We start from the raw sequence: 19,309 nt of genomic DNA, 5'->3' as shown, positions 1-19,309 counted from the left end.
CCAGCCTCGACGGGGTGGAGCAGGCCGCGGTCATCGTGCGCGAAGACCGCCCCGGCGACAAACGCCTCACCGGCTACCTAGTCGGCAGCGCCACCCCCACCACCGCGCGGGCCGCCCTGGCCGACCGGCTCCCGCCCTACATGGTGCCCGCGGCCATCGTTGTGCTGGAAGCGTTGCCGAGGACGGTGAACGGCAAACTCGACACCCGCGCCCTGCCCGCACCCGACTATGTCGATGCCGATCATTACCGCGCCCCCACCACCGCCATCGAAGAAATCCTGGCCGGCATTTATGCCCAGACCCTCGGCCTCGACCGCGTCGGCATCGACGACTCCTTCTTCGACCTCGGCGGCGATTCACTGTCGGCGATGCGACTGATCGCCGCCATCAACGCGGATCTCAACGCCGACGTATCGGTGCGGACGTTGTTCGACGCGCCAACGGTTTCCGAGTTGGCGCCCCGGCTCGCCACCGGGGACAGCCGACGCAAGCCCCTGGTACCCGCTGAGCGCCCCGCGAAGATCCCGCTGTCGTTCGCCCAGAACCGACTGTGGTTCGTCAACCAGTTCGAAGGCGGGGTCGCGACCTACAACATGCCGACTGCGTTCCGCATCACCGGGGAGCTGGACCTAGAGGCGCTCGCCGCCGCCCTCGATGACCTTGTGGCGCGGCATGAGTCGCTGCGCACCGTCTTTCCCGACGTCGACGGCGTGCCGTTCCAAGAGGTCTTGCCGGCCCGGCCGGGAATGTGGCGGCGCGGCGACGCCACCGTGGTGGCGGTGCCCGATCAGCAGGCGGTCGCCGGCGAGTTGATCACGTTGGCGGGTCATCCATTCAACCTAGCCGCGGAAATCCCGATTCGCGCACAGATCTACTCGGCGGCTCCCGACGACCACGTGCTCGCGATCGTGTTGCACCACATCGCCTTTGACGGGTGGTCGTTGGCCCCGATGTTCACCGACATCGGCGTCGCGTACGCGAGCCGATGCGCCGGGCACGCCCCGAACTGGACCGAGCTGCCGGTGCAGTACGTCGACTACACGCTGTGGCACCAGGAACTGTTGGGGGCGGAGTCCGATCCGGACAGCGTCGTTTCTCGGCAATTGCGTTACTGGCAAGAGGAACTCGCGGATCTGCCCGAGATAACTTCGCTGCCGACGGATCGTGTCCGGCCACCCGCGCCCAGCTACCGCGGCGACGAGGTGGACCTGCTGATCGAGCCCCAGGCCTGGGCCGGGGTTAAGCGGCTGGCCGCGACGCACAACGCGACGGCCTCGATGGTGTTGCAGGCGGTCATGGCGGTGTTGTTGCACCGCTCCGGAGTTGGCGACGACGTGGTGATGGGCACACCGATCGCCGGGCGATCGGATCGGGCGCTCAACGACCTGGTCGGGTTCTTCGTCAACACCTGGGTGTTGCGGGTGGACCTCGACCCCGCGCGCCGGTTCTCCGATGTCCTCGCACGGGTGCGACACAAGGCGCTGGACGCCTACGGCAACCAGGACGTGCCGTTCGAGCGCCTGGTCGAGCAGCTCAACCCCGTGCGGTCCGCCGCGCACCACCCGCTGTTCCAGGTGCTGATGGTCTTGCAGAACAATGTGCGGCCCGAATCATTCGCGATCGACGGTGTCGGCGTCGAGCAGTGGGCGGTGCCCACCCGCGCCGCCCGATTCGACTTGGATTTCGAACTGGTGGAGGTGCCCAGCGACGAGCCTGGCGCACCGAGGGCCGCCGGGTCGGTGACGTATGCGACGGATCTGTACGACCGGTCCACCATTGTGCGGTTGGTCGAGCGCTTCGGGCGCATACTGGACGCGGTCGTCGCGGACCCGTCGGTGGTGGTGGGCGAGATCCCGTTAATGGATTGTGCGGAGCGCGAACTCGTGCAGTCGACATGGGCCGGCGCCGCAGCGCACGCCCGGGCGGGTCTCGCACCGCAGTTGTTGGCCTCGGCGGTCGCGGCCGACCCGGACGCGGTGGCGGTGGTCGACGACGGCCGCGCGACGTCGTATCGCGAGCTCGATGAGTTGTCGACACGGTTGGCGCGCATCCTGATCGACGAGGGCGTAGGCCCGGAGCGCGCGGTGGCCGTCGCGATGGATCGATCCGTCGAGTTGGTGGTCGCCTGGTGGGCCGTCGTGAAAGCCGGTGGCACCTATGTCCCGGTCGACCCCTCACATCCGGTCGAGCGCATCGCGACGGTGCTGGACACCGGGGACGCGGCATGCGTGTTGACCCGCGGCGAAGACACCCTTGCCGGTGCGGGAACTCGCCGCGTACTCCGCCTCGACGGTGTGGACCTAACCGGACGCGCCGCGGACCCAATCACCGACGCCGACCGGCTGGCCCCCCTCACCGCGGACACCACCGCCCACGTGATCTTCACGTCCGGATCCACCGGCGCCCCAAAGGGAGTCGCGGTCAGCCACGCCGGCCTGCTGCAAATCGCCGCGCTGGGCGAGGCACTCGGCCTGAGCGCGGACACCCGGTTGCTGATGCTCGCCGCACCGACCTTCGACGTGTCGATCGGCGAACTGTTACTGGCCGCCGGGTCGCGCGCGGCGCTCGTCGTTGCACCGCCGGAAGCCGCCGCGGGAGAGGCGCTGACGGCGTTGCTGCGCGACCAACGCGTCAACGCTTCGGTACTGACACCGTCGGTGCTGTCGTCCCTCGATCCCGCCCGGCTGGACGCGGTCGGCACACTCATCACCACCGGGGAAGCGTGCCCGCCCGAACTGGCGGCCGCGTGGGCGGCGGGTAGGCAGCTGTTCAACGCCTACGGCCCCACCGAGGCCACCATCTGGTCCACCTGCAGCGCGGCCCTGTCGGCGGGGCAGCCCGTAGGCATCGGAACGCCCACCCCGGGCGTGCACGCTCTGGTGCTGGATGCCAGGCTCAACCCCGCCCCCATCGGCGTGGTCGGCGAACTGTATCTGGGTGGCCCCGCCCTGGCGCACGGCTATGTCGGCAGGCCGGAGTTGACCGCAGAACGGTTCGTAGCCAACCCCTTTGGCGATGCCGGGGCGCGCCTCTACCGCACGGGCGACCTGGTCCGCTGGACCTCCGCCGGGACTCTCGACTACCTCGGACGCGCCGACAGCCAGATCAAGCTGCGCGGACAGCGAATCGAATTGGGCGAGATCGAGAACAGCCTGTTGGCCTGCCCACACGTCACCATGGCCGCGGCCACGGTGCACAACAACGGCACCGGCGCCCACCTGATCGCCTATGTGACCTTCGAGCACAGCACCACCGCCGACCCCGATGACGACGCCGGCGACGACGAAATCGTCGCCCAGTGGCAGCACGTTTACGACGACCTCTACGGCACGGACGCCGGCACCACGGGGCTCGGCGCCGACTTCCGCGGCTGGAACAGCAGCTACACCGGCGATCCGATCCCGCTCACGGAGATGGAGGAGTGGCGTTCTGCCACCGTGGACCGGATCATTGCCCTGCGGCCGCGGCGGGTGTTGGAGATCGGCGTCGGCCTCGGCCTGATCCTGTCCCGGGTCGCACCGGAGTGTGAACGGTACGTCGCCACCGACATGTCCGCGGCCGCAATCGATTACCTCGCCCGTTCGATGGAGCAGCTGGAACTCCCCTGGCGTGATCGCGTCCAACTGCTGACACAACCGGCTCACGTGACCGAGGGTTTGCCGCTGGGATTCTTCGACACCGTCATCCTCAACTCCGTCGTTCAGTACTTTCCGAACGCGGAATATCTGGCGGATCTCGTCGACAACGTGTTGGAGTTACTGTGCCCGGGCGGCACGCTGTTCGTCGGCGACGTGCGCAACCACACGCTGCAGGGCGCGTTCCAGACCGCGGTCGCACTCGCCCGCAGCGACACCCCCGAGACCGCCGAGCTTCGTCAACGCGTCCAGCGCGCCGTGGTCGGGGAAGCCGAACTCCTGCTCGCCCCCGAGTTCTTCACGACCCGATTCGCCGACCACCCGTCGGTGTCAGGGCTCGACATCCAGGTCAAGCGCGGAGCGGCCGACAACGAACTGAACCGCTACCGTTACGATGTCGTCGTCCGCAAGGCACCCACACCGGTGCGCAGCCTGGCCGCCACGCCTTCGTGGGCGTGGGCCGAATGCGGGGGTCCGGACGGACTGCACGAACGGCTGGCCGCCCAACGTCCCGACGCGATCCGCGTTTCCGGCATCCCCCGCACCGGATTGATCACCGACGTCCATGTCGAACAGGCCCTCGCGGAAGGCCTTTCGCTTGCCGACGCGCTCGCCCGGGCCTCCGCTGCCGAGCCGTCCGACGCCGTGACGCCCGAACAACTGCACCGAGCCGCCGAGAGCATCGGTTACCGCGCCGCCGTCAGCTGGGGCGCCCAACCTGGCACGCTCGACGCCGTCTTCGTCGCACCGGATAGCGAAGGCGCCGAGCACATTCCGGGCCTCACCGACGCCTACCTGCCGAGCGACGAAGGCGGCAGTCACGCGAACGACCCCCGCAACAACACCCGGATCAGCGCGGTGCGCCGGCGGCTGAGCGCCCGGTTGCCCGACTACATGCTGCCGACGCAGATCGTGGTCCTCGACGAGTTCCCCATCACGTCGTCCGGCAAGATCGACCGAAAGGCGCTGCCGACACCGGTGTTTGCCGACACACCGTTCCGTGCGCCCCAAACCCCGACCGAAGAAATCCTGTCCGGCATTTACGCCCAGGTGCTCGGGCTCGAACGGGTCGGGGTAGACGAGTCATTCTTCGACCTCGGCGGCGACAGCATCTTGTCCATGCAAGTGGTGGCGCGCGCCCGCGCGGCCGGGCTCAGCTGCCGGCCCCGTGACATCTTCGTCGAGCAGACCGTGGCCGGCCTGGCCAGGGTGGTCAGCGTGGCCGATACGACCGCACCGATCGACGAGGGAACCGGCGATGTGGTCGCGACGCCGATCATTCGGTGGTTGCAGGGCGTCGACGGCCCGGTCGACCAGTTCAACCAGACCATGGTCGTGCAGGCGCCGGCGGGCGTCGGCCAGGCCGATGTCGTCGCCGTGCTGCAGGCCCTGCTGGACCGGCACCCCATGCTGCGGCTGCGGGTCGTCGACGCCCCGGACGGCTGGAAACTGGCTGTGCCCGAACCGGAGTCGGTGCACGCCGCCTCGCGCGTGCATGCCGCCGACACGCTCAGCGAGGGGGCGATCGTCGCCGCGCGGTCGCTGCTCGATCCGGCCGCCGGCGTCATGCTCACCGCCGTGTGGGCCACCACCACCGGACAGCTCGCGCTGATCGTTCACCACCTGGCCGTCGACGCGGTGTCGTGGCGGATCTTGCTCGAAGACCTCAATATCGCCTGGGCTCAACACCACACCGGGCAGCCCATAACGCTCCCCGCGGCGGGCACGTCCTTCCGGCGCTGGGCCGCGTTGCTCGCTCAACACGCCGTTGCGCCAGCGGTATTGGCGCACGCTGGCACCTGGAAGGAAATCGCGGCGACTCAACCGGCGCTGCCGCCCGTCCAGGGCGCCGTCGATACCTACGCCAGCGCCGCGCACCTGTCGGTCTCGCTCGACGGCGAGAACGCCCGCGCGCTGATGAGCGAAGCGCCCGCGGCCTTCCACGTGGGGATCCAGGACATCTTGCTGATCGCGTTCGCCTTGGCGTGCGCCGAATTCCTGGGCACCGGTGACGCGGCGATCGGTTTCGACGTCGAAGGTCACGGGCGCGACGAAGAATTGGCCGCCGATGTGGACCTGTCCCGCACCGTGGGCTGGTTCACCACCAAATACCCCGTCGCGCTGACCGCCGGCGCACTGCCCTGGACGCAAGTCGTCACCGGTGGCGACGCGCTCGGCCCGATCATCAAGCGCGCCAAGGAACAACTCCGCGCGGTTCCCGATCCCGTGACCTACGGCCTGCTGCGCTACCTCAACGCCGACATCGATCTGGCCGGCCCCGACCCCACCATCGGGTTCAACTACCTAGGCCGCCTCGGCGCACGCGGCACCGAAGCCGGGGCTAAGAGCGATCTTTGGCTGATCAGCGAGGACGGCTCGGCGTTCGTCGAGGCCGCGACCGCGGTGACCATGCCGTTGATGCACACCCTCGAGCTCAGCGCCGTCGCCGTCGACACCGATGCGGGTCCGCAGCTGAACGCCACCTGGACCTGGGCACCCTCGGCGCTCGATCACGCCCGCGTCGACCGGCTCAACCGGTTGTGGTTCGAGGCCCTCGCCGGGATCTGCGCCCACGTCGCACGGGGAGGCGGCGGGCTGACCCCCTCCGACATCGCGCCCGCACGACTGACCCAACAGCAGATCGACAGCCTGCAGCAGCGGTACCCGATCGCCGACATCCTGCCCCTGACCCCGCTGCAGCAGGGCCTGCTGTTCCATGCCAGCGCCACCCAAGGGTTGGACGGGCTGTCCGAAATGTATTCCGTGCAGCTCGATTTCACGGTGGCCGGCCCGCTCGAGCCCGACCGGATGCGCGCGGCGGTGCAAGCGGTGCTCGATCGCCACCCGAACCTGGCGGCCCGGTTCTGCACCCAGGACGAACCGGTGCAGCTCATCCCGGCACATCCCGCGGCGGCATGGCAGTACGTCGTACTGGGCGACGGCGACGCCGACGCGCAGATCCAGCGGCTGTGCGCGGCCGAACGCGTCGCGGTCTGCGACCTGTCGAATCCGCCGGCGTTCCGGGTGGCGCTGATCCGCACCGGACCCGACCGGCACCGGATCGTCGTCACCAACCACCACATCGTGCTCGACGGTTGGTCGACGTCGATCTTGCTGCAAGAGATGTTCGCCGCGTACTACGGGCAGCGGCTACCCGCGGCGACGTCGTATCGCCGATTCGTCACCTGGCTGGCCGAGCGCGATGTGCAGGCCGCCCACACCGCCTGGAGCGAGGTGCTGGCGGGATTCGATTCCCCCACCCTCGTAAGCTCTTTCAACCGAGCGGGTCCCGGGCGGCGGGGCGAGGCCACGTACCGGTTCTCGGAGCAGACCACGCGCGCCCTGACCGAACTGGCCCGCTCGCACCACACCACCATCAACACCGTGTTGCAGGCCGGCTGGGCGCAGCTGCTGATGTGGCTGACCGGCCAGCGCGACGTCGCCTTCGGCGCCGCCGTGTCCGGACGCCCGACCGAGCTTCCCGGAGCGGAATCGATTGTGGGGCTGTTGATCAACACCGTGCCGGTGCGCGCCACCATCGCCGCCGACACCACGACGACCGCGTTGCTCAACCAGCTCCAGCACGCCCACAACCAGACCCTGGACCACCAGCACCTGGCGCTGACGGCCATCCACCACCTCACCGGTCACGACCAGTTGTTCGACACCCTGTTCGTCTACGAGAACTATCCGGTCGACACCACCGCGATGGCGGGCGCGCAGGAATTCACCGTCACCGACATGACCACGCACGAGTCCACCCACTACCCACTGACTCTGGAAGCCCGGACGGGGGAGCAGCTGGGCGTGCGCGTGGAATACGACAGCAACACCTTCGACGCCGACACCATCGACACACTCATCACGCGATTGCGGCGAGTGCTCGAGGCCATGACCGCCGATCCCTCCGCCCGCTTGTCGGCCGTCGACTTGCTCGACGAGCCCGAACACGCCCGGCTCGACGCGTGGGGCAACCGGGCAACGTTCGACCGGCCGGTGACGCCCGTGTCGATTCCGGCGCTCTTCGCCGCCCAAGTCGCGCGGACTCCCGACGCGGCGGCGCTCACTTGCGATGGCCGCTCGATGACCTACTCGGAACTCGACGCGGCGGCGAACCGGTTGGCGCACTTGCTAACCGAGCAGGGGGCGGGTCCGGGACGATGCGTGGCGCTGCTGTCCACCCGGACGGCCGAGGCGATCGTGGCGATCCTGGCGATACTGAAATGCGGGGCCGCCTACCTGCCGCTCGACCCGGCGTTGCCGTGGGACCGGATCGAGTTCATGATGACCGACGCCGCGCCGATCGCCGCCGTTGTCACCGGGGAATCAGCCGGCCGGCTGGACCTCGGCGCCCTGCCGGTCATCGATGCCGACGACCCCCGGCTCGACGCCTACCCGGCGACGGCCTTGCCGCCGCCGGAGCCCGACGACCTCGCCTACATCATCTACACCTCCGGAACCACCGGCGTCCCCAAGGGCGTATCGATCACCCACCACAACGTGACCCAGCTGATCGCATCGCTCGATCGGGATCTTGCTTCGCCACAGCAGGTTTGGACCCAATGGCACTCCTACAGCTTCGACATCTCGGGCTGGGAGATCTTCGGTGCCCTGCTGCATGGCGGCCGACTGGTGGTGGTGCCCGAGCCGACCGCCGCCTCCCCGGACGACTTCCGTAACCTGCTTATTTCGGAGAAGGTGACGGTGCTGTGTCAAACCCCGACCGCCGTCAGCGCGCTCGCGCCCGAAGGGCTGGAGTCCGTGGCGCTGTTGGTCGGCGGCGAGGCGTGCCCGCCCGAGGTGGTGGACCGATGGGCCCCGGGTCGGCTGATGATCAACGAATACGGCCCCACCGAAACGACGATGTGGGTGACGTTGAGCGCCCCGCTGGCGGCGGGGTCGGACGTGGTGCCCATCGGAGCGCCGGTTCCCGGGGCGGCGTTGTTGGTGCTGGACGGCTGGCTGCGCCCGGTGTCGGCCGGAGTGGTCGGCGAACTGTACGTGGCCGGACACGCTGTCGGAGTTGGCTATTGGCGCCGGGCGGGACTGTCCGCTACGCGCTTCGTCGCCTGCCCGATCGGGCCGCCGGGAGCCCGGATGTATCGCACCGGCGACCTGGTCCGGTGGCGTTCCGACGGACAACTCGAGTACGTCGGCCGGGCCGACGACCAGGTGAAGATCCGCGGCTACCGCATCGAACTGGGCGAAATCCAAACGGCGCTAACGCAACTCGACGGCGTCGAGCACGCGGCGGTGATCGCCCGCGAGGACCGGCCCGGGGACAAACGCCTCGTCGGCTACATCACCGGCTCCGCCGACCCAACCGCGGTGCGCGCGGCACTCGCCGACCGGTTACCGGCCCACATGGTCCCGGCCTCGGTGGTGGCGCTGGAGGCGCTGCCACTGACCGTCAACGGCAAACTCAACGCCCGCGCCCTCCCGCCGCCGCGATACGACGACGCCGATCGGTACCGCGCCCCGGCTAATCGGGTCGAACGGGCGCTGGCCGACATCTACGCCCAAGTCCTGGGTGTCGAGCGCGTCGGGGTCGATGACTCGTTCTTCGACCTCGGTGGGGACAGCATCTCGGCGATGCGTGCCGTCGCCGCCATCAACAGCGCCCTGGATGCCGGCCTCGCCGTGCGGACCTTGTTCTACGCGCCGACCGTCAGAGGCCTGAGCCGGCAGCTGCGCAAGACCGAGCGCGACGAAGACTTGGTTCCCGTCGAGACCCTGAAAGAGGGCAGCGGCGTTCCGGTTTGGTGCATTCATGACGGCTTCGGGCTCAGCTGGCCGTATCGCGCGCTGGGCGAATATCTGGACTGCCCGATCATCGGGATCAACCACGTCCCACAGAACGGGGAAGGCCAACCCGAATCGATTCGCGGCATGGCGGAAAGATATGCCGACCGGCTGCAAAGCGCCTACCCGGATGGTCCCTACAAGCTGCTCGGCTGGTCGTTCGGCGGTGTCGTCGCGCACGAGCTCGCGATCGAGCTGCAGCGCCGCGGGTGCGTCGTCCAGAGCCTGGTGCTGCTGGACGCGCCGTACTCCGCGGCCAAGGGGGTACCGAGGTTGGCCGCCACCAGAATCCGGGCGTCGGCCGAAAGCCATGTCCTGGAACGCATCCTGCGGAACAACGGCATAGACATCCCGGCGGGGTCGGGGCCCCTCACCGCCCGGCGGGCCGAAGAGCTGATCCGCCGGCAGCTGGGAGATTCCGCTCTGGCGCCCGCGCGGTTGCTGGAGTTCATGGTCAACAGCGCCAACGCCAGCCAGTCGTACCTAGTCGACCACGTTCCCGATGTCTTCGACGGTGACATGGTGGTGTTCTCCGCGGCACGCAATGGGAACGGGAATGGCGACAGCCCCGGATTGAAGGCGCAAGTGCATCGGATGGGCACCCAGCTGCTGATCCGATCCCGCTTGCGGAAGTGGAAATCCCACACCGCCGGGGCCTTCACCGCGTACTCGATCGACTGCTCGCATTACGACATGTTGACCAGCGCATCGCTCAACATGTACGGCGAGCACCTGAAATTCGCCTTAGAGACGTGAGAGAACGGTAGGAGAAACGTGAGATGGGCATGGTGAAGAAGACGCGCGCCGAGGACCGGGCCGACATTGCGGACATGCCCCGGGGCGGCCCGGACGCTTCCTGGTTGGACCGGCGGTTGCAAACCGACCGGCTGGAATACCTGGACCGCGACGACGTCGACGATCTCAAGCGCAAGGTGATCTCCGCGCTCGACCGCGCCGAGCGGCGGCAGTCCCGCGCGCACGAGGCGCTGGCCCGGGTGGTCCTCGGCGAGGTGACCGACGTGCCCTCGCCGAAGATCCTCGAACTGGGGGCCGGGTTCGGCGGTCTGTCGCGCAGGCTGCTCGCGAACCACGCGACGGCGCAGGTCACCGTCACCGACGTCGATCCGACGTTCGTCGCGGCGCTCGCCGACAGCGACCTGGGGACCCACCCTCGCGCCACGGTGCGGCAGATGGACGCCACCGCGATCGACGCCCCCGATGGCCACTACGACCTCGCCCTGTTCGCGTTGTCGTTGCATCACCTGCCCCCCGAGCCGGCCGCCCGGGTGTTCGCCGAGGGGACCCGCGCGGCGAAGAAGCTGCTGATCATCGACCTCCGCAGACCCCCCGCCGCGCTGCACGTCCTGGTGTTGGCGGCGGTGCTGCCGTTCACTCGGCTGGTCCCGCTGGCACACGACGGGGTCATCAGCTCGTTACGGGCCTACAGCCCGTCGGCGCTGACGGCCCTGGCCCATCATGCGGATCCGGGTATCACCGTCGAGTTCCGCACCCGGGCGCTGGGCCCGACGGTCGCGGTGGCCTATCGCGGCTAGCCTTCCAGTTCCCGCTTCAAATTGGCCAAGACCTCGCCCTGAATCCTCTTCAGTCCCAAGGGCGCAAAGGTCTTCTCGAAGAAGCCCTTGACGCCGCCCGCGCCCGTCCAGGTGGTCTTCACCGTGACGCTGGAGCCGGGGCCGGCGGGCGCCACCGTCCAGTTGATGATCATCGACGAGTTCGCGTCCTTCTCGATGACGGAGTGGCCGGCGACGTCGACGTCGACCTGCACGTCGCGGACGCGCGACTTGGTGGCTTGCAACTTCCACTTGGCGACCGTGCCCGCCCCCTGGCCGCCCTGCAACACCTGGTAGTCGCTGTACTGGGGGGACAGGATCTTCGGGCGCACCGTCTGATAGTCCGCGACCGCCGCGAGGGTGGCGGCCGGCTCCACGTTCACCAAAATTGTGCTGGCAGCACTCACCTGTCCCAAAACAACTCCTGAAGCTATGCCGCCCGCGCGCGGGTGCACGGGCTGTGGTCGAAGACTAGGGTATATGTGGTGCCTGTCCCTGGATCTGCACTCTCGGCGCACAAGTCGGGCGTTGACCGGTTGATGGCGAGTTATCGATCCATCCCCGCGACGTCCGCCGTCCGGCTCGCCAAACCTACGTCAAACCTGTTCCGCGCCCGCGCCAAACGCGACGCGCCCGGCCTGGACACGTCGGGGCTGACCGGCGTCCTGGGCGTCGACCCGGAATCCCGCACCGCCGACGTGGCCGGCATGTGCACCTATGAGGATCTGGTCGCCGCGACGTTGCCGTTCGGCCTTTCGCCACTGGTGGTCCCGCAATTGAAGACCATCACCCTCGGCGGTGCGGTCAGCGGCCTGGGGATCGAATCGGCGTCGTTCCGCAATGGCCTGCCGCACGAATCGGTGCTGGAGATGGACATCCTCACCGGCGCCGGCGATTTGCTCACCGCTTCACGAACCCAATACCCGGACCTGTTCCGTGCCTTCCCCAATTCGTATGGGACGCTTGGTTACTCGACCCGGCTGCGGATTGAGCTGGAGCCCATCGCGCCGTTCGTCGCGTTGCGCCACATCCGGTTCCGGTCGTTGCCCGCGCTTATCGCGGCGATGGAACGCATCATCGATACCGGCGGCCAGGGCGGCACACCCGTCGACTACCTGGACGGGGTGGTGTTCAGCGCCGACGAGAGCTACCTGTGCGTGGGCCGGCGCACCACCACGGCCGGACCGGTCAGCGACTACACCGGCAAGAACATCTACTACCAGTCCATCAGGCACGACTCCGCGGGGCCGGAGGCCACCAAGGACGACCGGCTGACCATGCACGACTACATCTGGCGCTGGGACACCGACTGGTTCTGGTGCTCGCGCGCGTTCGGTGTGCAGAACCCCCGGCTGCGGCGCTGGTGGCCGCGCCGCTACCGGCGCAGCAGCGTGTACTCGAAGCTCGTCGCCGTCGACCAGCGCTTCGGAATCGCCGACCGGATCGAGAAGCGCCACGGCCGCCTCCCACGGGAGCGGGTGGTCCAGGACGTCGAGCTGCCGGTGGAACGGACCTGCGAGTTCCTGGAATGGTTCCTGAGCAACGTGCCGATCACCCCGATCTGGCTGTGCCCGCTGCGGCTGCGCGACCACGAGGGCTGGCCGCTGTACCCGATGCGGGCGGACCACACCTACGTCAATGTCGGCTTCTGGTCATCGGTGCCGGCGGGCGCCACGGAAGGCGCCACCAACCGGACGATCGAAGCGAAGGTGAGCGAGCTCGACGGGCACAAGTCGCTGTATTCCGACTCGTACTATGCCCGCGAGGAGTTCGACGAGTTGTACGGCGGCGAGGCCTACAACACGGTCAAGAAAACCTACGATCCCGATTCCCGTCTCCTCGATCTCTACGCAAAGGCGGTACAACGGCGATGACAACGACCAAAGAATCCCACCGCACCACCGGAAAACTGAGCATGGCGGAGATCCTGGAAATCTTCGCCGCGACCGGACGCCACCCGCTGAAGTTCACCGCCTACGACGGCAGCACAGCGGGTTGCAAGGACGCCGAGCTGGGCCTGGGCCTGCGGACCCCGCGCGGCGCGACCTACCTGGCCACCGCCCCCGGCGAACTCGGCCTCGCCCGCGCGTACGTGGCGGGTGACATGGACCTCTACGGCGTCCATCCCGGTGACCCCTATCAGCTGCTCAAGACGCTGACCGACCGCGTCCAGTTCAAGCGGCCGCCGGCGCGGGTGCTGGCCAACGTGGTGCGTTCGATGGGGCTGGAGCGGCTCGTCCCGGTCGCCCCGCCGCCCCAGGAGACCCCGCCCCGGTGGCGGCGGGTCGCCGACGGGCTGATGCACACCAAGACGCGCGACGCCGAGGCCATCCACCACCACTACGACGTCTCGAACACGTTCTACGAATGGGTGCTCGGCCCGTCGATGACCTACACGTGCGCGGTGTACCCCGACGCCGACGCGACGCTGGAACAGGCTCAGGAGAACAAATACCGGCTGGTGTTCGAAAAGCTCGGGTTGCAAGCCGGCGATCGGTTGCTCGACGTCGGCTGCGGCTGGGGCGGCATGGTCCGCTTCGCCGCGCGGCGCGGCGTGCGGGTGATCGGCGCGACCCTGTCGGCGGAGCAGGCGAAGTGGGCGCAGCGGGCGATCGAAGACGACGGGCTCGCGGACCTCGCCGAGGTCCGGCATTCGGACTACCGCGACATCCGCGAGGGCGGCTTCGACGCCGTGTCCTCGATCGGATTGACCGAACACATCGGGGTCAAGAACTATCCGGCCTACTTCGGGTTCCTCAAGTCGAAGCTGCGCACCGGCGGCCTGCTGCTCAACCACTGCATCACCCGCCACGACAACAAGTCGACGTCCTTCGCGGGCGGCTTCACCGACCGGTACGTCTTCCCGGACGGCGAGCTGACCGGCTCGGGCCGCATCATCACCGAGATCCAGGACGTCGGCTTCGAGGTGCTGCACGAGGAGAACTTCCGGCATCACTACGCGATGACGCTGCGGGACTGGTGCCGCAACCTGGTCGAGCACTGGGACGCCGCCGTCGACGAGGTGGGGCTGGCCACCGCCAAGGTGTGGGGCCTGTACATGGCAGCCTCGCGGGTCGCGTTCGAGCAGAACAACCTGCAGCTGCATCACGTCCTGGCGGCCAATGTCGACCCGCGGGGCGACGATCAGCTGCCGCTGCGCCCGTGGTGGACGCCGTAGGACTGTGGCGGCAGCTCTAGGCGTTATCGATCCGACGGGCGCCCAGCTCGTTCTGTAGCAGCTCGAGCGCGACCTCCTCGGGGTCGCGGCGCGGCCCGGCCGACTCCGCGCGGCCGGCCTCGGCGAGCATGTGTTCCTCCTCGTCGCGCTGGGCCACGTCGGGGGCGGGCTCCTCGGTCTTCGGGGGCGGCGGGCTCGGCTCGACCGGCGCGGCGTCGCCGACCTCGCAACGCACCCGCCAGTTGACGCCCAGCGCGTCCTTGAGCGCTTCGGCGATGACGTCGGCGTTGCGCTGCTCGCACAGCCGCTTGGCCAGCGGCGCCGAGGAATGCGTCAGCACCAGCGTGTTTTCCTCGAGGGCGCGCACGGTGGCACCGGCCAGCATCACCTCGGTGGTGCGGCTGCGCTGGCGCACCTTGTCGCGCACCGTCGGCCACATCGTTCGCACGGCCGCCGCGTTGAGTTCGCCGGGCGCGGCGGCCGGTTCGGGGGCCGGTTCCGGGACCGGCTCGGGGATCGCGGGCGGCGGGACCGGTTCGGGGACGGCCTCCGGCATGGGCACGGGCGGAGCGGACCTGGGCGGGGCCGCCTCCCGGGGCGGGGTGGCCTCCCTGCGCGGCCGCACGGGAGCAGCGACCGCCGGCCGCGGCGGATGCGCGGCGGCCACCTCGGCGGCGGGGATGGACATGTCCAACCGGGACTCGATCCGCTCGACGCGTTGCAGCAGCGCCGACTCGGTGTCGCTGGCCGAGGGCAGCAGCAGCCGCGCGCATACGACCTCGAGCAGCAGGCGCGGGGCCGTCGCGCCGCGCATCTCCCCCAGGCCCGCCTGCACGACCTCGGCGTAGCGCGTCAGCGTGGCCGACCCGAGGCGGGTCGCCTGGTCGCGCATCCGGTCGAGCACGTCCTCCGGGGCGTCCACCACGCCGCGGCTGACCGCGTCCGGAACCGCCTGCAGCACGAGGAGATCGCGGAACCGTTCCAGCAGGTCGGTGGCGAAGCGGCGTGGGTCGTGGCCCGCGTCGATCACCGACTCCACCGCACCGAACAGCGCGGCGGCGTCCGACGCGGCGAGGGCGTCGACCGCGTCGTCGATCAGCGCGACGTCGGTGGCGCCCAGCAGCCCGAGCGCCCGCGGGTAGGTGACGTGGTTCCCCTCGGCACCCGCCAGCAGCTGGTCGAGCACCGACAGCGTGTCGCGCGGGGAGCCACCGCCGGCGCGGATCACCAGCGGGTACACCGCGTCGTCGACGGCGACGCCCTCCTGCTCGCAGATCCGCCCGATCAACGCGCGCATGGTCTTCGGCGGCAGCAGCCGGAAGGGGTAGTGGTGGGTGCGCGACCGGATGGTGGGCAGCACCTTCTCCGGTTCGGTGGTGGCGAAGATGAAGATGAGGTGCTCGGGCGGTTCCTCCACGATCTTGAGCAGCGCGTTGAACCCCGCCGTGGTCACCATGTGCGCCTCGTCGATGATGAACACCCGGTAGCGCGACTGCGCGGGCGCGTAGAACGCCCGGTCCCGCAGCTCGCGGGTGTCCTCCACGCCGCCGTGGCTGGCGGCGTCCAGCTCCACCACGTCGATGCTGCCGGGGGCGTTGGGGGCCAGCGCCGTGCACGATTCGCAGACCCCGCACGGCGTCGCCGTCGGGCCCTGCACGCAGTTCAGCGAGCGGGCCAGAATCCGCGCGGACGAGGTCTTCCCGCAGCCGCGCGGCCCGGAGAACAGGTACGCATGGTTGATGCGGCCGGCTTCCAGGGCGATCGACAACGGCTCGGTGACGTGCTCCTGCCCCACCACCTCGGCGAAGGTTGCCGGTCGGTACTTGCGGTAGAGGGCCACGGTCAGCAGGCTACCGGCGCCGGCCGACTGGAGCGCGGCTGGCGTCGAGTGTGCGGCAGCGGCTTCCGGTGTGAACGTGCGGTCGACTCTCGCGGCGTGTCGTCGCCCTCAGCGCACACTGAATGCGGACGGTGACAGCAGCGATTCCGAGGCGGCGAGCAACGCGCAGGTGGCCAGCCCGTCGACCGCGTCGCGCAGGTCCGGCAGCGACGGGAAGGTGGGCGCGATCCGGATGTTCTTGTCGTCCGGGTCTTTTCGGTACGGGAACGACGCGCCCGCCTCGGTCACTGCGATCCCCGCGTCCTTGGCCAGGGCCACTGTCCGCCGCGCGGTGCCGGGCAACACGTCGAGGCTGATGAAGTAGCCGCCCTGCGGTTCGGTCCATGACGCGATCTTGGAGTCGCTCAGCCGCTTGTCCAGGATGTCCAGCGCCAACTCGAACTTGGGCGCCAGGATCTGCTGGTGGCGCAGCATGTGCAGGCGCACTCCGTCGGCGTCGCGGAAGAAGCGCAGGTGCCTCAGCTGGTTGACCTTGTCAGGGCCGATCGACTTCTTGCCCGCGTATTGCAGGTACCACGCGATGTTGCCCAGTGAGCCGCCCAGGAAGCTGACGCCCGCGCCGGCGAAGGTGATCTTGGAGGTGGACGCGAAGACGTAGGGCCGGTTGGGGTTGCCGGCCTTGGCCGCCAGCCCGAGCACGTCGACCTGCCGGATGAATTCGTGCGTCAGCGTGTGCACCGCGTAAGCGTTGTCCCAGAACAGCCGGAAGTCCGGCGCGGCCGCGCGCATCTGAACCAGCCGGCGCACCGTCTCCCACGAGTAGGTGATGCCGGTGGGGTTGCCGAACACCGGCACCGACCACATGCCCTTGATCGCAGGATCGGCGGCCACCAGCTCCTCGATCAGGTCGACGTCGGGCCCCTCGGCCAGCATCGGGACGGGAATCATCTCGATGCCCATCGTCTCGGTGATCGCGAAGTGCCGGTCGTAGCCGGGGACCGGGCACAGGAACTTGACGCTCGGTTCGTCCTTCCAGGGCCGCTGCGAGTCGACGCCGCCGTACAGCATCGAGAAGGCGACGAGGTCGTGCATCAGCTCCAGGCTGGAGTTGTTGCCGGCGATCAGGTTGGGCACCGGGATGCCGAGCAGCTCGCCGAAGATGGCCCGCAGCTCGGGCAGGCCGTGCAGGCCCCCGTAGTTGCGGGTGTCGGTGCCCTCGCTGTCGCGGTAGTCGTCGCCGGGCAGGCTCAGCAGCTGGTTGGACAGGTCGAGCTGCTGCGGCGCCGGTTTGCCACGGGTCAGATCGAGGGACAACCTCTTGGCCTGCAGATCCGCGTAATCCTGCTGGTTGCGCGCGTGGGCGGCGGCAAGCTCTTCCGGGCTGAGGGAATCCAGCGACACGATGGACCCTTTCGCTGCTCCTGGTGGTGATCGCAAGCGCGGCGAAGCCGGGCGCAGCGGGTCACCACTCATCAAACCCAGTGGCGATCGCAAGCGCGGCGGAGCCGGGCGAAGCGGGTCGCCACTGGTGGATATAGGGGACCCCGCGCACCCGACAGAGCCCATTGACCCTTGCTGCCTTCCGGCCCTGGGGGAGTTCACAGGATAGACGCCGCGCGGGGTCCACCGCGAGTGTAATACCTGGCGCGGACTGACTCGCGGTCGCTATGGCGGCCTCGGTTACCATGGCCACGGAGGATTCGCCTAGTGGCCTATGGCGCTCGCCTGGAACGCGGGTTGGGTTAACAGCCCTCGCGGGTTCAAATCCCGCATCCTCCGCAATTGGTCCGCCATGCGGACCGGCACGAATTGATATGGATTCGGGTTGGCCGCCTTTAGGCTGGCGTGAACTCACCAGCACGAGGAGGGGTATGGGGCGCAAGATTGCCGTGCCGTGGCACCTGCTGTTCTCCCTCCTTGCCGGCGTCCTCTACTTCTTTTTCGTGTTGCCCCGTTGGCCGGAGCTGATGGGCGACACCTCCCATTCGTTGGGGACGGCGCTGCGGATCACGACGGGCGCGCTGTTCGCCCTGGCCGCGCTGCCGGTGGTGTTCAACCTGTTGCGGGTGCGCAGGCCGGAGCTGGGGACCCCGCAGCTGGCCCTGAACCTCAGGGTCGCCTCGATCGTGGCCCACGTGCTGGCGGGCGTGCTGATCATCGGGACCGCGATCAGTGAGATCTGGCTGAGCCTGGACACCGCGGGGCAGTATCTGTTCGCCATTTACGGGGCGGCCGCCGCGATCGCGCTGATCGGATTCTTCGCGTTCTACCTGTCCTTCGTCGCCGAGTTGCCGCCGCCACCGCCCAAACCGATCAAGGCGAAGGAACCCAAGAAGCGCCGACTGCGCCGCAAGAAGGGCGAGGAGGCCGACGGCGAGGCCGCCGAAGCCGAGGAGGACGACGCCGAGGCCGAGGAGGCCGAGGCGGACGAAGCCGAGGAGGACGCCGAGACCACCGAGGCGGAGGAGACCGAGGCCGTCAAGGCCGGGACCGAGACTCCCGAGCCCGAGGCCCCCGAACCCGCCGAGGCGCCCGCGCCGGCGGACGAGGCCACCCCGGAGCCCGAGGAGGCCTCTGAGACCGGGGAGACCGAGGAAGCCCAGGCCAGGCTGCGCAATCGCCGCCCGACGGGCAAGGGGTCGCACCGGATGCGGCGCCGGCGCACCCGCGGTGGGGTGGCCCTCGATGAGGAATAGCTGGCGCTGATCAGTCGCGCCGCCGCAGGCGCTCCACGTAGGCGGCGATGCGTTGCAGGGTCTCGTCCGCGCCCCACATCCGGCGGACCGCGTCGTCGATGGCGCCGCCGTCGCGAATCCGCGCCAGCGTCGGCGCCCGCAGTTGGGACTTGGTCTGGCGATAGGCGCCGGCCGGGATGCCGCCGAGATCGTTCGCCTCGGCCACCGCCGCCTCCAGCAGGTCGTCGTCGACCACGCGATGGGCGAGTCGGCGCGCCACGGCGTCGTCGCCCCGGTAGTTAAGACCGCCCAGCAGCACTTCCTCGGCGCGATCCCCGCAGGCGTAGCGCATGACCTCCAGCGCGGCGACCGGGAACGGCACGCCGACGCGCACCTCGGCCGCCCCGATCTGCGCCCGCGGGCCGATGAGGCGGCGGTCGCAGGCGCAGGCGAGCACGCAGCCGCCCGCGATGGCGGCGCCGTTGATCGCCGCGACGGTCGGACCGGGATAGCAGAACACCGCCTCGAAGGCCGCGGACAGCGCCGGGACCAGCCGATCGGTATAGCCGGCGCCGCCCTCCACCACGCGGTTGAGGTCGACCCCCGCG

9 protein-coding genes, 1 tRNA gene, 1 other RNA gene and 1 pseudogene are annotated in these 19,309 nt (G+C 69.2%); 7 read left to right on the top strand and 5 right to left on the bottom strand.

Features of this window, described 5'->3' with window-relative positions; genetic code table 11:
- Nucleotides 1-10,193 (top strand): non-ribosomal peptide synthetase (locus A5702_RS01730; RefSeq protein WP_156669447.1); only part of this gene is annotated, 10,193 nt, incomplete at its 5' end.
- A gap of 29 nt (nt 10,194-10,222) precedes the next feature.
- Nucleotides 10,223-10,990 (top strand): class I SAM-dependent methyltransferase, encoded by a 768-nt coding sequence (locus A5702_RS01725; protein WP_068217733.1) that lies wholly within the window; start codon nt 10,223-10,225, stop codon nt 10,988-10,990.
- Here A5702_RS01725 and A5702_RS01720 read toward each other — a convergent pair.
- The gene (locus tag A5702_RS01720; RefSeq protein WP_055403154.1) at nt 10,987-11,424 is read right to left on the bottom strand and encodes an SRPBCC family protein; all 438 of its coding nucleotides are present in this window, start codon (nt 11,422-11,424) and stop codon (nt 10,987-10,989) included. The two genes, A5702_RS01725 and A5702_RS01720, sit on opposite strands and share 4 nt — an antisense overlap.
- Before the next feature lie 66 nt (nt 11,425-11,490).
- Here A5702_RS01720 and A5702_RS01715 point away from each other — a divergent pair, with 66 nt between their 5' ends.
- Together A5702_RS01715 and A5702_RS01710 are read left to right on the top strand one after the other, a co-directional pair.
- Nucleotides 11,491-12,882, top strand: coding sequence for an FAD-binding oxidoreductase (locus A5702_RS01715; RefSeq protein WP_068217727.1), 1,392 nt, complete (start codon nt 11,491-11,493; stop codon nt 12,880-12,882).
- Nucleotides 12,879-14,186 (top strand): class I SAM-dependent methyltransferase, encoded by a 1,308-nt coding sequence (locus tag A5702_RS01710; protein ID WP_197499738.1) that lies wholly within the window; start codon nt 12,879-12,881, stop codon nt 14,184-14,186. The genes A5702_RS01715 and A5702_RS01710 overlap by 4 nt, the downstream gene beginning before the upstream one ends.
- 16 nt (nt 14,187-14,202) lie before the next feature.
- Here A5702_RS01710 and A5702_RS01705 read toward each other — a convergent pair whose 3' ends face one another.
- Together A5702_RS01705 and A5702_RS01700 are read right to left on the bottom strand one after the other, a co-directional pair.
- A complete protein-coding gene (locus A5702_RS01705; RefSeq protein ID WP_068217724.1) occupies nt 14,203-16,026 on the bottom strand; it encodes a DNA polymerase III subunits gamma/tau in 1,824 nt (607 codons plus the stop codon).
- Between the two features lie 108 nt (nt 16,027-16,134).
- The gene (locus A5702_RS01700; protein WP_156349537.1) at nt 16,135-17,427 is read right to left on the bottom strand and encodes an aminotransferase class I/II-fold pyridoxal phosphate-dependent enzyme; all 1,293 of its coding nucleotides are present in this window, start codon (nt 17,425-17,427) and stop codon (nt 16,135-16,137) included.
- Nucleotides 17,428-17,450: 23 nt separating this feature from the next.
- Here A5702_RS01700 and A5702_RS27210 point away from each other — a divergent pair.
- Nucleotides 17,451-17,552: pseudogene (locus A5702_RS27210) on the top strand (2-isopropylmalate synthase); the annotation flags it as partial.
- A gap of 7 nt (nt 17,553-17,559) precedes the next feature.
- On the opposite strand, the gene ffs reads toward A5702_RS27210, so the two are convergent.
- Nucleotides 17,560-17,654, bottom strand: an RNA gene (ffs, locus tag A5702_RS01695) — signal recognition particle sRNA small type.
- A gap of 65 nt (nt 17,655-17,719) precedes the next feature.
- On the opposite strand from ffs, the gene A5702_RS01690 reads away from it, so the two are divergent.
- Nucleotides 17,720-17,805, top strand: a tRNA-Ser gene (locus A5702_RS01690).
- A 92-nt stretch (nt 17,806-17,897) separates the two neighbouring features.
- A complete protein-coding gene (locus A5702_RS01685) occupies nt 17,898-18,722 on the top strand; it encodes a hypothetical protein (protein WP_068217721.1) in 825 nt (274 codons plus the stop codon).
- Between the two features lie 10 nt (nt 18,723-18,732).
- On the opposite strand, the gene A5702_RS01680 is transcribed toward A5702_RS01685, so the two are convergent.
- On the bottom strand, nt 18,733-19,309 hold a 577-nt coding region (locus A5702_RS01680), incomplete at its 5' end, for an enoyl-CoA hydratase/isomerase family protein (protein ID WP_068217718.1).

Origin of the sequence: Mycobacterium sp. E3339, assembly GCF_001666915.1 — a bacterium.
In the GTDB taxonomy this organism is placed as follows: Bacteria; Actinomycetota; Actinomycetes; order Mycobacteriales; family Mycobacteriaceae; genus Mycobacterium.
Note: the sequence above shows the minus strand (reverse complement) of the source record. Positions and strands in the feature narration are given on the sequence as shown.